A 12,959-nucleotide genomic window follows, 5' to 3' on the forward strand; every position below is an offset into this window, starting at 1 on the left:
GCGAAGGTCACTAGCGCGGGCGGGGATTGATTAACCCCGTAATTTCCACGGTTACGCAGTCATTCCGGGCCGGGCACACCGTCATTCCGGGGGGCGCAAAGCGCAAACGCGGAATGACGTGTGGGTGTGTCCGAAGATCGGCTAACCGCCGGGGATCGGCAGCACCGGCATGATCTCGACCCGCTCACCCGGGAAGATCGCAAAATGCGGATGGTTCTCGAACATTTTTGCCGCGGCCTCGTGCGAGGCGGCCTTGACCACGGTGAAGGCGCCCATCTCGTTGGCGATGTCGGCGATACCCCTGGCGTCGACCTTCTTGGTCTTGCCAAGCGGGCCTCCCATGGCCTGGATCGCGCCCTGGTGCTTCTGGACCCAGGCATGCCACGCCGCCATGCCTTCCTTCTCCTTCGCCTTGCGTTCGGCTTCCGGCAGCGCATTCCAGGCGGCCATCTTCGCGCTCTCCTTGCTGCCGAGAAAGACGGCGAGATAGGTGTCGTTGGTGCTCATGAGCTTCACTCCTCCGTTGCGTTAACGCTTTGACGAAAGGCAATCGCGCTGGCTATCGGCCGGATTGGCTGCCTTTCCGCAGCTCGGCAAAGCCGGCGGCCGCCTCCTGCACATCAGGCGAAAAGTCGGCCATCTCCTGTACCTGGCGGATCTCGATGATCTCGTTGGGCGAGGCCGGGCACTTCTTCGCCCAGGCGATCGCTTCCTCGCGCGAAGCGACCTCGATCATCCAGTAGCCCCCCAAGACTTCCTTGGACTCGGCAAAGGGGCCGTCGGTCACGATCGGCTCGCCGGTCGCAAACGAGACGCGCGCGCCCGCCGAGGGCGGATGCAAACCGTCGAGCGTGATCAGAACGCCGGCGTTCTGGAGTGCCTCGTTGTAGCGCATCATGGCGGCGACGCGCTCGGGATCGAGTTGAACGTCCTTCGGCGCGGTCTCGTAGCCGAGCGGGATCATCAGCATCATGAATCGCATAGGGCATCCTCTTATTTTTCGTTACTCCGGGATGCCGTGAGGCGCAGGCCCGGAATGACGATGGGGTTAACTCTTCGCGGCTGCCGCGCGTGTCCGCTCTTCCTGTTCGCGCAGCTCGGGCGTGAAGGCTTCGCCGAAATCCTCCGCCGCAAACACCTGGCGGATCTCGATCTCGGAGCCGGGCTCGAACGGCGCACGCTTCATCCAGGAGAGCGCCTCATCCAGCGACGCGGTCTTGATCAGCCAGAAGCCGGCAACCAGGTCGGAAGAGAGGTCGAACGGGCCGCTTGTGACGCTGGTCTCGCCGCGTCCATATCCGATACGTGCGCCCTTGACGGTCGGATGCAGGCCCTCGCCCGCCTCGATCACACCGGCCTTCGCCATTTCCTCGTTGAACTTGCCCATGGCGGCCAGCATCTCCGTCGACGGCATCTTGCCCGCTTCGGTGTCCCGGTTGGCCTTCACGATCACCATGAAACGCATCGTCATTGCTCCGCTTTCTCCTTGATGTCAGGCCGCGATCACCGGCGCTCATGAATAAGACGAACCGGGCGTTGCGGTCCCGACAGGCGCAGGGAGATTTTTTGCGAGGTGACAGCCGGAAGGCGTAAGCCTCATCCGGAGACGGGTTCCCAGCGCCGCGTCATCTCGCTTCCGCCGTCCGGCAGCGCCTCGAAGATCGCTGACGCCAGCACGGCGTGGACGTGCAGCGTCACGGTTCCCACGTTGCGGAAGCCGTGCTTGCGCCCGGCGGGCACCAGCACCGACTGGCCGGCGATCACCCTTGCGCGCGTCTCCTCGAGCCAGATCTCGGCCTCGCCTTCACGCACCGTCAGCACCTCCTCGACGAAATGGCTGTGCGTCGGCGCGCCGGCGCCGGGGTCGACCCACTGCTCGAAGATGCAGAGCGCGGTGGCGCCGGAGCGGGCCGACGCCAGCATGCGGGTCTTGACGCCTGGCCGCCACTCTTCCAGCGCGGAAGGATCGGTGGGCTGCATGCGGAGGCCTTTCTTGCGGGGGCGAAAGCGCAGTAAAAGACGCGAAGACCGTCCGCCCTGGTGGCCGGCGTTTCGGGTACAGGACAGATTAGCAGATGACTTCAAGCCAGCAAAAGGTTGCCCTCGTCACCGGAGCCGCGCGCGGCATCGGCCTTGCGACGGCCAGGAAATTCCTCGCAGAGGGCTGGCGCGTGGCGCTGCTCGACATCGAGGGAGAGTTGCTGGCGCACGCCGTCGCCACGATCGGCCAGGGCGAGACGACGCTGGCGCTGACTTGCGACATCTCCGATAGCGCGGCGGTCGGTGCGGCGATGAAGGCGGTCGAACAGCGCTTCGGCCGGCTCGATGCGCTCGTCAACAATGCCGGCATCGCGGTGTTCGCGCCGCTGATGGAGACGTCGGACAAGGACTGGAGTCGCGTGCTCGAGGTCAACCTCACCGGGCCCTTCATCGGCACCAAGGCCGCGGTGCCCCTGATACGCGAGGCCGGCGGCGGCGCCATCGTCAACATCACCTCGATCTCGGCGGTGCGCGCCTCGACGCTGCGCTCGGCCTACGGCACGAGCAAGGCGGGGCTGGCGCATCTGACGAAGCAGCTCGCGGTCGAGCTCGCCGCGCTCAACATCCGCGTCAATGCGGTCGCGCCCGGACCGGTCGATACCGCGATGGCCAAAGAGGTGCACACGCCGGAGATCCGCGCCGACTATCACGATGCCATCCCGCTCAACCGCTATGGCCTGGAAGAGGAACTCGCGGAGGCGATCTTTTTCCTGTGCTCGGATCGATCGAGCTACATTACCGGCCAAATTTTGGCCGTCGATGGCGGCTTCGATGCAGCAGGCATCGGCCTGCCGACGCTGCGCGGACAGCGGAGGAACGGGTAGGTCCCGCTGCGTAGGGTGGGTTAGCGAAGCGTAACCCACCGCATCTCTCTCGGCATGGTGGGTTACGCCTTCGGCTAACCCAGCCTACGATATCGAGCCTGTGGAGCACTGCATGCGACGCATCACCTTGGTCACGGCGTGGATGCTCTCATTCGCATTGCTGGTCGCCTCGCCCGCGTCCGCCGAGATCCGCATCATCCAGTCTCCGGGCGGACGAGTTGGGCCGTTCCTCGAACTGTTCGACCAGGTGCGCGAGTCCGGCGAGCGCGTGGTGATCGACGGGCCCTGCCTCTCCGCCTGCACGCTGGTGCTGAGTCTGGTGCCCGGCGAGCGCATCTGCGTCACAAGGCGCGCGGTGCTCGGCTTCCACGCCGCCCGCTCGGTCGACCGGAGCGGCCGCTTCTATGCCGAGCCGGAAGCCTCTGAAGCCGTGCTGGCGGCCTATCCGGCACCGGTGCGCGACTGGATCAGAAGCCGCGGCGGATTGACGTCGCGGCTATTGCTGCTGAAGGGCCGCGACCTCGCCGCAATCTATCCACGGTGCAGGTGACAATCGAATGCGCCACCTTCTCCCGCAAGGGGAGAAGGGAACGCAGCGTGCGCGTGGCAGCAGATCGAATTGCGGGATCACATCCCTTCCGCCGGGCAGTTCACCATCCAGGGAATGCCGAACTGGTCGATGCACATGCCAAAGCCCTTGGCCCAGAACGTCTTGCTGAAGGGCATGGTGACGGTGCCGCCATCGGCGAGCGCGTTGAACTTGCGTTCGGCATCGGCCACGTTGGTGATCGTCAGCGAAATCGCAAAGCCCTGCGGCTTCTGCGAATGCTCCGGCGGCGCGTCAGAGGCCATCAGGACGCTGCCATCGGGAAGCGACATGCGCGCATGCATGATGGTCTTTTCGCGGCCGGGTGCAGCCGGCATCTCCGGAGGGGCGTCGGAGGCGCGCAGCATCGCCTCGACCTTTCCACCGAGCACGCGCGCATAATAGTTGAACGCGGCTTCGCACTTGTCCTGGTAGAACAGGTATGGATTGAGCATGTGTCTCTCCTTGACGTGAGGCTTCTACTTCTCGGTGAGCTTCTTCAGATTGGCGAGGCTGGTCTCGAAATCCTTGCCGATCATGTTGTCCATGTTGACGAACACCTGCATCAGCTTGGACAGGAACGGGGCCGGACCGTACATCGCCCATGTGACCAGTGTTGCACCGCCTTGCGGCACAAACGTGAACTCGGCGATGTTGTGACCTTCGAACGGACGCTCGAAATCGAGCTTGATGCGGAGTTTCGACGGTGTGCTCGCTTCGAGAATTTCCATGCGTCCGGCGCCGATGTCCTTGTTCCCGTCCCAGGCATAGGTCGCGCCCCTGCCCTGCGCGGTCCCGCCGAAGGTGCGCTTCATGCCGGGATCGCGCCCTTCGTAGGGCGACCAGCTCGTCCAGCGCTGGAAATCGGCGATCAGGGGGTAAATGGCATCGGCAGGCGCCTTGACGGCGAGCGTGCGTTCGACGCGAAACATGTCCGGCTTGGTGGCGGCGAAGACCAGAATGCCGGCGATGCCGGCGGCAAGCACAAGGGCGATAATGGCAACAGCTTTCAGCATGACGGGCTCCCTTCGACTGGCCTAAGGACGAAGGGAGCGGTGCGAGACCGACAGGTGCGGGGAGAATTTTTCTCGCCGACTTTTTGGTGTCATTCCGGGGCGGTCCGCAGGACCGAACCCGGAATCCCGAGATTCCGGATTCGATGCTTCGCATCGCCCCCGAATGATCCCAACGGCATCACTTCGCCTTCGCGCCCTCTTTGGACGCCTTTGGCTGGCTGTCCCTGATCAGGCGATCGAGATGCATGCGGATGTGGGCGGCCTCGGCCGAGGTGTTGGCGAGCGCAATCGCGCGGTCGAAGGCGACGCGGGCCTCGTCGTTGCGGCCGAGCTGCATCAGGAAGGCGCCGCGCACGCCGTAGAAGTGGAAATAGTTGGCAAGCTTCGGCGCTAGGGGCTCGATCAGTGCGAGCGCTGCTTCCGCGCCGCGCACCTTGGAGACCGCGACCGCGCGGTTGAGCGTCACCACCGGAGAGGGCTGCACGAGCTCGAGCGCTCCATAGAGCAGGTCGATCTGCGCCCAGTCGGTTTCCTCGGGCGTCGCGGCGCGGGCATGTAGCGCCGCGATCGCCGCCTGGATCTGATACGGCCCGCTCCTGCGATGGCGCATCGCCTTGTCGATCAGCGCGAGCCCCTCGGCGATCATGGTGCTGCTCCACAGCGAGCGGTTCTGATCCTCGAGCAGGATCAGCGAGCCGTCGGCTGCAAAGCGCGCCGCGCTGCGCGCATGCTGCAACAGCAACAGCGCGGTCAGCCCCATGATCTCCGGCTCGCCTGGAAACAGCCGCAACAACAGCCGCGCCAGCCGGATCGCCTCCTCGCATAGGGGTTTTCGGATCTCGGCGGTGTCGCCGCTCGCCGAATAGCCTTCGTTGAAGATCAGGTAGACAATCGCGGCAACGGCTGCGAGCCGCTCGCCGCGCTCGACCGCGCCGGGTGTCTCGAACGGCACGCCGGCATCGGCGATCTTGGCCTTGGCGCGGGTGATGCGCTGCTCCATCGCCGCTTCCGAGACCAGGAAGGCGCGCGCGATCTGCTTCACGGTGAGGCCGGAGACGATGCGCAGTGCGAGTGCGATCTGCTGTGTCGCCGGCAGATCCGGATGACAGCAGATGAACATCAGCCGCAAAATGTCGTCGCGATAGTGCGAGCCGTCGAGCCGCTCGGCAAGCTTCCCTTCGGCATCGTCGAGATCGGAGATCGCCTGGTCGTCCTCGGGTAACGGCTCCTGCTTGCGCGCGCGGCGTACCTCGTCGATCGCGACGTTGCGGCCGACCATGATCAGCCAGGCTGCGGGATCGCGTGGCGGCCCGTTCTGCGGCCAGGTCTTCAGCGCGCGCAGGCAGGCATTCTGGAACGCTTCTTCCGCGGTATCGAGATCGCGGAAATAGCGCAGCAGCGCGCCCACCGCCTGGGGCCGCGCCGAGGTCAGCGCGGTCTCGATCCAGGCGGCATCGGTCTCGCTCACGTCAAATTCCCTCCCGGCCTGAACACACCGACGGGACGCACCTCATAGGCGCCGCCGGGATTGGCCGCGCCGAGATCGCGCGCGACGTCGAGCGCGTCGTCGAGGTTCTTGCAATCGACGATGTAGAAGCCGAGCAACTGCTCCTTGGTCTCGGCATAGGGACCGTCGAGCACCAGCGGCGGGTCTTCCTTCCGCAGCGTCGCCGCCGCCGTGGTGGGCAGGAGCCGCGCGACGGGACCGAGGCGTCCCTGCTTGGTGAGCTTGTCCTGCACCACGGCGAGCTTTTTCATCACGGCTTCGTCCTGCTCCTTGCTCCAGGAGCCGACGAAATCCTCATCGTGGTAGCAAAGGATGGCATAGAGCATGGGTACGTCCTGTTTTCTCTTATTATGAAGACGATGCACTATGCCCTGCCCCGACACGACTTGCGGAAATTTTTTGCAGGAAATGTCCGCGCGTTCGTGCCAAGGAGGGCCCTGAACGGGAACTCGATGGGACATGACGAATGACTAAGGGCGCGCTGGCACTCCTGATCAACAGCAAGCAGCAGAACTGGCTGCCGGAACGCTGGAAAGCGCGTTTTGAAGCGGTCTGCGGCGACCGGCGCGTGGTGCTGCTGCCTGATACGGAGCTCTACCCGGCCGAGGTGCACTATGCCGCGGTGTGGAAGCCTGTTCCGGGCGATCTCAAGTCTTTCCCGAACCTGCGCGCGATCTTCAATCTCGGCGCCGGCGTCGACGCGCTGATGGCGGACAAGAGCCTGCCGGACGTACCGCTGGTCCGCGTCGCCGTGCCCGATCTCACCGGACGCATGACCGAATATGTCGTGCTTCACGTGCTGATGCATCATCGACAGGAGCTTTACCTGCGGCAGTCGCAGCGCGAGAAAGCCTGGGACCCGAAACACCAATGGCCGGCGAACGCGGTCACGGTCGGCATCATGGGGCTCGGCACGCTGGGCGCGGACGCGGCCGACGTGCTGCGCCGGCTCGGCTTCCGCGTGGTGGGCTGGAGCCGTAGCCCGCGAAGCGTCGATGGCGTAGAGTCTTTCCACGGCGCGGGCCAGATGGACGCGTTCCTGCGCGCGACCGACATTCTGGTCTGCCTGTTGCCGCTGACGCCACAGACGCATGGCATCCTCAACCGCGAGGTCTTTACGAAGCTCAATCGTAACAGTCCGCTCGGCGCGCCGGTCTTGATCAATGCAGGCCGCGGCGGGTTGCAGAATGAGGAGGACATCCTCGCCTGCCTCGACGACGGCACGCTCGGTGCCGCCTCGCTCGACGTGTTCGTCGAGGAGCCGCTGCCGGCGGCGAGCCGCTTCTGGAGCCATCCGAAGGTGGTGGTGACGCCGCACAACGCGGCCGATACCGATGCGGATGCAATCTCGGCCTATGTCGCGGAGCAGATCGCGCGTTTCGAGGCCGGCTCCGCGCTGGAGAATGTGGTGGATCGGGCGCGCGGATATTGAAACGCCGGCCGACGCGCGTCTTTGCCCTAGCGGCGAGCGCCGAAAGCTAGCGGCGATGCGCCGGGCGGCAGCGGCGAATTGATGTCGCTGTCGACCAGTCCGGACGACTGCTGGGTGAAGCTCGCGCCGAACGACAGGCTGAGATTCGACGTCGGGCGGAATTCGATTCCCGCATTGGCGCGATAGCCGCCCGGCAGCGTCGGCGAGGTGGAGTCGAAGGGCGTGATCGGACCGCCGGTCCCGAGATTGTATTTCAAAGTGTCGAAGCCGGTATAGATCGTGACCGGCGCATTCGTGAAGTTGTAGCCGAACCTTACGCCCTCGGACGAGAGCGAGCCGTAATTGCCGAACGCCCTCGCCTGATCGAAGCCATTCATGCTCCACGCCGTGCTGCCGCGTGAGCTGCTGAGAAACCAGCCCTTTGGGAACTTGGACTGCGGATCGCTGGCGTCGAAAGCCGGATTGTCGCTCCAGCCCATCAGCCAGCCCGAGTTCATGTAGGGCACGGGGGCGGCCTGGGCATGGGCCGTTCGCTCGCCCAGACAGAGCGCAACCAGGACCAGTGCGAGAGCCAAACCACGTGCGAAACTGAACATTCGTGACACCATCGAGTGTTCTGAAACTATACGCTTTCGGTATCGCGAAAGCCAGAACTGCGCCCGGCGCCTGCCTGAGAGAAGCAGGGCCGCAACGTGGTTATGGGGCGCCCGGATCGGCGCTCCGCTTCGCTGCGCTTGTCCGGGACGGGTGCTTTGACGCCAACCGTCTCCCGAATTGTGCGGCACAGAGCCGCGTCCCTCCCTGTTCACCCTCTCTTAGCGGGAAATTGATAGTCGTTTTTGACCAACATGGAAGGAACGAGCAGGACATGCGGGCGACCCTTGGGCTCAGAATGCGGATCACGGTCGCCCTGGCGGTTACGGCGGCTGCGACCGCCCTGTTCGCCGTGCTCGGCGCGATGTGGATCATCTCCGGCATCATCGATCGCGCCGACCAGCGCGAGCTGCGCAGCCATTACGATGCCCTGCAATCGCGCATCGCCGAGGAATCCCGCCGCGCCGCGGCGATGAGCGCCGTCGTTGCCGCCATGCCGGCAACGCAGGAGGCCATGGCGGGGCAGGACCGTGACATGCTGGTGCGCCTGTTCGGACCGGTCTTCGCCGCCACCAAGTCGGACTACGGCGTCGATCAATTCCAGTTTCACGTGCCGCCGGCGACGTCGTTCCTGCGTGTGCATCAGGCGGCAAGATTTGGCGACGACCTCTCCTCCTTCCGCAAGACCGTCGTGATCGCCAACCAGGAGCGCAAGGTGGTCGTCGGCCTCGAAGGCGGCCAGGCCGGGCTGGGCATCCGCGGCGTGGTACCGATCGCGCACGACGGCAAGCATCTCGGCACCGTCGAGTTCGGGCTGACCTTCGGCCAGCCCTTTCTGGACGACTTCAAGTCCAATCGCCACGTCGACGTCGCCTTCCATCTCGCCGACGGCAGCGGCTTCAGGCTATTCGGCGGAACGCTGAAGGGACAGACCTTCTTCGAAGTTGCCGACTACGGCCGCGCGGCCGAAGGCGTCTTCACGGTCCGCCAAGCAAAGCTCGACGGCGCGCCGGTGGCCGCGCTGCTCGGACCGATCAAGGATTTTTCCGGCAAGCCGCTCGGCGCGGTGGAGCTGGTGATGGACAATGCCGAGTATGAGGCGTCCCTGGACCGCGCGCGATGGCTCGCGCTCGGCATCGCCGCCCTCGGGCTCGTGCTCGCCGCGATCATCGGCTACCTCATCGCGCGGAGCATTTCGCGACCGATCCTGTCCATCACCTCGGCGATGCGAGAACTCGCGGACGGACGGCTCGACGTCGCAATTCCCCTCGGCAAATCGAATGACGAGGTGGGCGCGATGGTGAAGGCGGTCGCGGTGTTCCGCGACAACGCCGTCAGCTTCAACCGCCTCCAGGCCGAACAGCTTGAAGCCAAGGCGCAGTCCGAAGAGGAGAAGCGGCGCGCCTTTGCAGCGCTCGCCGACAATTTCGAGGCCAGCATTCGCGATGTCGTCAACACGGTATCGTCGGCCGCGGTCGAGATGGAGCAGACGGCCCGCTCAATGTCCGACATCGTCGAGCAATCGCGACATCAGACGCGCGCAGTCTCGTCGGCCTCGGCGCTGGCCTCGGAGAACGTCCAGACGGTGGCAGCCGCCGCTGAGGAGCTGTCGTCATCGATGACCGAGATCAGCCGCCGCCTCGCGCTTGCCACCGAGGTCGTCGGCCGCGCCGCGAGCGACGGACGGCAGTCCAATGCTCGCGTGCAGAGCCTTGCCGATGCCGCACAGAAGATCGGCGATGTCGTCTCGTTCATCAATGGCATTGCTGGCCAGACCAATCTGCTCGCGCTCAACGCAACGATCGAAGCGGCACGCGCCGGCGAAGCTGGGAGAGGCTTTGCGGTGGTGGCATCCGAGGTCAAGGCGCTGGCGACGCAAACCGCAAAGGCGACGGAGGAGATCGGCGCCCAGGTGACCGCCGTGCAAGGCGAGACAACTGGCGCGGTCCAGGGCATCCAGTCGATCTGCGCGACGATCCAGCAGGTCGACGAGATCTCGGCCGCGATCGCGGCAGCGGTAGGCCAGCAGGGTACGGCGACGCAGGAGATCGCGCAGAACGTCCAGCAGGCGGCAGCTCGTACCGGCGAGGTCTCGCAAAACATCGCCGGCGTCACCGAGGGCATCGCCGCGACGGGGTCGGCGGCGCAGGAGGTGCTGGGTTCGGCTGTCGAGCTCTCCCGCCAGTCGCAACGTCTGCGCGACGAGGTCGATCGCTTCCTCGCGCATATCCGGGCGGCGTAGTCGGCGGCTGACCGGCGCATACTGCGGAGCGCGAAAGGGGCGGCGCATAGCGCGCCAAGGACGACACCGGGGAGAGAGCTCCCCTCGCCCCAGTCAGAGATCGACGACGATATAGGTATCCTCGACCGTCACGGGATATCGTTCGGCCACGTAGGGGCCCATCACGAGATCGCCGCCCGCCTCACGTTTGACCTCGAAGCTTCGCACCCTGGTGCGGCGCGGATCGCACCAGGATTGGCCGGTCGCCATGTCGAACTCCCAGCCGTGCCAGGGACAGCGCAAGAATTCGCCGCGGCGCTCCAGGCGGTAGTCGCCGGGACCCGACGACTGGCTGAGGCCGGTGACAACGCCGGAGCAGATCGCAGCCCCGCCATGCGGACAGCGGTTGAGCAGCGCGTGCAGGCGCCCCTCGACATTGAACACGCCGATCTCGCGCCCGTCGATGACGACGACCTTGCGCGTGCCGGGCGGCAGCTCGGCGGCCGGACAGACCACATGGCGGCTCATGTGAGGCGATACAATGCCATCGCATTGTCCCTGAATATCTTGCGGCGCTGCTCCTCGGTCATCGGGAATTTGAAAGCAAAGGACGGATTGTCATAGTCCCAGTGCGGATAGTCCGACGAATAGAGCAGCCGGTCCCAGCCGATCCAGTCAATGATCTCGACGATGTGGCGCGATTGCGCCGGCTCCTCGATCGGCTGCGTCGTCCACCAGATGTGCTCGCGCAGATATTCGGAGGGACGCCGCTTGAGATGCGCCACCTCCTTGCGGAATTTCTCGAAATGCTTGTCCATGCGCCAGGCCAGCGCCGGCGCCCAGCCGAACCCGCCCTCGACCAGCACGACCTTCAGTTTCGGGAAACGCTCGAACACGCCCTCGATGATCAGGCTCGCGGCCAATGCCTCCATGCAGGCGACGAAGACGTAGTGCTCCTGCAAATAGAAGGTCGGCCAGCCGGAGCCGGTGGAGGGATGGCCGCCATTGTAGCCGACCGGATGCAGGCCTATCGGCAGGCCGGCGCGTTCCGCCGCCTCATAGATCGGCCAGTAGCGTCGATGGCCGAGCGGATCTGACGGCCGCGACGACAGCATGATCTGCACATAGCGCCGATCGCCGGCGCAACGTTCGATCTCGGCGACGGCTGCCTCGGGAAACTCCTGCGGCACTACGATGCCGGCGCGAAGCCGCGGTTCCTCGCGCACCCAGCGGTCGATCTGCCAATCATTGGTGGCGTGCGACAGCGCCGCCGCAAGACCGGGATTGCGCTCCTCCATGCCGCCCTTGCTGAGCGCCATCAACAGGCCGAACTCGACATTGACGGGATCGAGATGCTGTTTGCGCAGGAGATCGAGATCGGACCCCGCAGGGCCGCCATTCTCAGGAAGCGAATCGGCGCGCATGCCGCCAGCCATCATGCGCGGATACATCAGCGCGTTCGGCAGCGCCTGCCGCACATGCACGCCATGGGTCTGGTAGTGCTCACGCCAGCGCGGCTCGAGGTAGGGCAAGAGTTCGCCGGGTGTGCGATGCGCCGGATGGATGTCGCAATCGACGACCGCGAGGTTCTGCCGGGCTTTCTGTTCGATGAAAGGTGCATTCATCGCACGTCCTCCTTCGCCTGCTCGGCGGCGAGTGTGGTCGCGACCTGCGCCAGACGAGGATAGGTTTCCAGCGCATTCGCCACGAGGATTTTCATGAGCGAGTGCGGCGACAACCCGTCCGGCAGTACGTCAGCGCCGTCGAACTGCCAGTGCGGATAGTCGGTGGAGAACAGCAGCACCTGATCGGTACCGATGCGGTCGATCGTTTGCCCAACCGCCGTCGCGTCGGGCGCATCGAACGGCTGGATGGTGAAGCGCAGATGCTCGCGGATGATCTCCGAAGGCCAGCGGTCGACCCAGGGCACTTCCGGCCGCGCACCACGCCAGGTCTTGTCGGTGCGCCACATGGTCATCGGCAGCCAGCTCACGCCGGACTCGAGCATCACCACCTTTAGCCGTGGAAAGCGGTGGAACACGCCCTCGACGACGAGGCTGATCGTCTGGTTGGCGAAGGCCTGTGCCTGCGCCACGTAATCTTCGAACTGATAGGACGGCCAGCCCACGATCGTCGGCGCGTAGCGATAGGTGCTGCCCGCGTGCACGGCAACGACGAGCCCGTGCCGTTCTGCCGCCTCATACAGTGGAAAGAACTCGCGCCGGCCGAGCAGCTTTTCGCCCATCACCGGCAGCAGCACCTGCACAAAGCGTTGGTCGGGCGCCAGGCGCTCGATCTCGGCAACGGCCTGCGCCGGATCCTGCGGTGTCACCAGGATCGAGCCGCGCAGCCGCGGCTCGCGGTCCAGCCATTCCGCGCGTAGCCAGTCATTCACGGCACGACAGATCGCCGCCGCCATGTCGTCGTTGTGGAGCGCGATCGCGCCGTGCATCACATTGGCGATGCCGAAATAAAGACCAAAGGCGTCGAGGACATCAGTGCGCAGAGTGTCGAGTTCGCTCCGTCCGGTCTGCGCCGCGCGCCAGTCGGCTCGCGCGCTGACAGGCGCATTCGGCGGATAGCTCATCATGGCGAACGACATGCGGTCGATCGCACGGTTGGTGATCTGGTCGCGCCAGTAATCATCGAGGTAGGGCAGCAACTGCGCCATGCTGGGCATGGGCGGATGCAGGTCGCAATCGATCGCTCCTGCGAACGGTATTCTCATCTTCGGCCTCC

16 protein-coding genes are annotated in these 12,959 nt (G+C 65.2%); 4 read left to right on the forward strand and 12 right to left on the reverse strand.

The features are described 5' to 3' along the window. Positions 1–141: 141 nt before the first annotated feature. The 4 genes from NLN62_RS13040 to NLN62_RS13055 form a co-directional block, all read right to left on the reverse strand. Entirely contained in the window at positions 142–507 is a 366-nt protein-coding gene (locus NLN62_RS13040) for a hypothetical protein (RefSeq protein ID WP_254109059.1), read from the reverse strand. Between the two features lie 52 nt (positions 508–559). Continuing rightward, positions 560–982: a YciI family protein gene (locus tag NLN62_RS13045; RefSeq protein ID WP_027521894.1), complete on the reverse strand. Its 423-nt coding sequence runs from the start codon at positions 980–982 to the stop codon at positions 560–562. A 66-nt stretch (positions 983–1,048) separates the two neighbouring features. Then, complete coding sequence (locus NLN62_RS13050; protein ID WP_254113475.1) at positions 1,049–1,465, reverse strand: YciI family protein; 417 nt, start codon at positions 1,463–1,465, stop codon at positions 1,049–1,051. A gap of 131 nt (positions 1,466–1,596) precedes the next feature. Then, the gene (locus NLN62_RS13055) at positions 1,597–1,980 is read right to left on the reverse strand and encodes a cupin domain-containing protein (RefSeq protein WP_035661480.1); all 384 of its coding nucleotides are present in this window, start codon (positions 1,978–1,980) and stop codon (positions 1,597–1,599) included. A gap of 95 nt (positions 1,981–2,075) precedes the next feature. Between NLN62_RS13055 and NLN62_RS13060 the strand changes: the two genes are divergently transcribed. Both NLN62_RS13060 and NLN62_RS13065 read left to right on the forward strand, forming a co-directional pair. After that, entirely contained in the window at positions 2,076–2,864 is a 789-nt protein-coding gene (locus tag NLN62_RS13060) for an SDR family NAD(P)-dependent oxidoreductase (protein ID WP_254109060.1), read from the forward strand. A 112-nt stretch (positions 2,865–2,976) separates the two neighbouring features. After that, positions 2,977–3,414, forward strand: a complete 438-nt coding sequence (locus NLN62_RS13065) for a hypothetical protein (protein WP_027521890.1) — start codon at positions 2,977–2,979, stop codon at positions 3,412–3,414. 77 nt (positions 3,415–3,491) lie between these two features. Here NLN62_RS13065 and NLN62_RS13070 read toward each other — a convergent pair whose 3' ends face one another. The 4 genes from NLN62_RS13070 to NLN62_RS13085 form a co-directional block, all read right to left on the reverse strand. Next, entirely contained in the window at positions 3,492–3,905 is a 414-nt protein-coding gene (locus NLN62_RS13070) for a VOC family protein (protein WP_254109061.1), read from the reverse strand. Positions 3,906–3,929: 24 nt separating this feature from the next. Then, on the reverse strand, positions 3,930–4,466 hold the full coding sequence (locus tag NLN62_RS13075) for an SRPBCC family protein (protein WP_254109063.1): 537 nt from the start codon (positions 4,464–4,466) through the stop codon (positions 3,930–3,932). 178 nt (positions 4,467–4,644) lie between these two features. Beyond that, positions 4,645–5,934 carry an RNA polymerase sigma factor gene (locus NLN62_RS13080; protein WP_254109064.1) on the reverse strand — a complete coding sequence of 430 codons (1,290 nt, stop codon included), beginning with the start codon at positions 5,932–5,934 and terminating at the stop codon, positions 4,645–4,647. Beyond that, on the reverse strand, positions 5,931–6,299 hold the full coding sequence (locus NLN62_RS13085; protein ID WP_027521886.1) for a YciI family protein: 369 nt from the start codon (positions 6,297–6,299) through the stop codon (positions 5,931–5,933). Before NLN62_RS13085 ends, NLN62_RS13080 begins: the two co-directional genes overlap by 4 nt. 140 nt (positions 6,300–6,439) lie before the next feature. Between NLN62_RS13085 and NLN62_RS13090 the strand changes: the two genes are divergently transcribed. After that, complete coding sequence (locus NLN62_RS13090) at positions 6,440–7,405, forward strand: glyoxylate/hydroxypyruvate reductase A (protein ID WP_254109065.1); 966 nt, start codon at positions 6,440–6,442, stop codon at positions 7,403–7,405. 26 nt (positions 7,406–7,431) lie between these two features. Here the strand turns inward: NLN62_RS13090 and NLN62_RS13095 are convergent, their stop codons facing one another. Then, positions 7,432–8,001: a hypothetical protein gene (locus NLN62_RS13095; protein ID WP_027521884.1), complete on the reverse strand. Its 570-nt coding sequence runs from the start codon at positions 7,999–8,001 to the stop codon at positions 7,432–7,434. 272 nt (positions 8,002–8,273) lie between these two features. On the opposite strand from NLN62_RS13095, the gene NLN62_RS13100 reads away from it, so the two are divergent. After that, positions 8,274–10,241, forward strand: coding sequence for a methyl-accepting chemotaxis protein (locus NLN62_RS13100; protein ID WP_254109066.1), 1,968 nt, complete (start codon positions 8,274–8,276; stop codon positions 10,239–10,241). A gap of 93 nt (positions 10,242–10,334) precedes the next feature. Here NLN62_RS13100 and NLN62_RS13105 read toward each other — a convergent pair whose 3' ends face one another. The 3 genes from NLN62_RS13105 to NLN62_RS13115 are packed head-to-tail and all read right to left on the reverse strand — an operon-like array spanning position 10,335 to position 12,948. After that, positions 10,335–10,748 carry a Rieske (2Fe-2S) protein gene (locus NLN62_RS13105; RefSeq protein WP_027521882.1) on the reverse strand — a complete coding sequence of 138 codons (414 nt, stop codon included), beginning with the start codon at positions 10,746–10,748 and terminating at the stop codon, positions 10,335–10,337. Then, positions 10,745–11,845 (reverse strand): amidohydrolase family protein, encoded by a 1,101-nt coding sequence (locus NLN62_RS13110; protein WP_027521881.1) that lies wholly within the window; start codon positions 11,843–11,845, stop codon positions 10,745–10,747. Before NLN62_RS13110 ends, NLN62_RS13105 begins: the two co-directional genes overlap by 4 nt. Then, entirely contained in the window at positions 11,842–12,948 is a 1,107-nt protein-coding gene (locus tag NLN62_RS13115) for an amidohydrolase family protein (RefSeq protein ID WP_027521880.1), read from the reverse strand. The genes NLN62_RS13110 and NLN62_RS13115 overlap by 4 nt, the downstream gene beginning before the upstream one ends. Between the last annotated feature and the right edge of the window lie 11 nt (positions 12,949–12,959).

The organism is Bradyrhizobium sp. CCGUVB23 (genome assembly GCF_024199885.1).
Classification (GTDB): Bacteria; Pseudomonadota; Alphaproteobacteria; order Rhizobiales; family Xanthobacteraceae; genus Bradyrhizobium.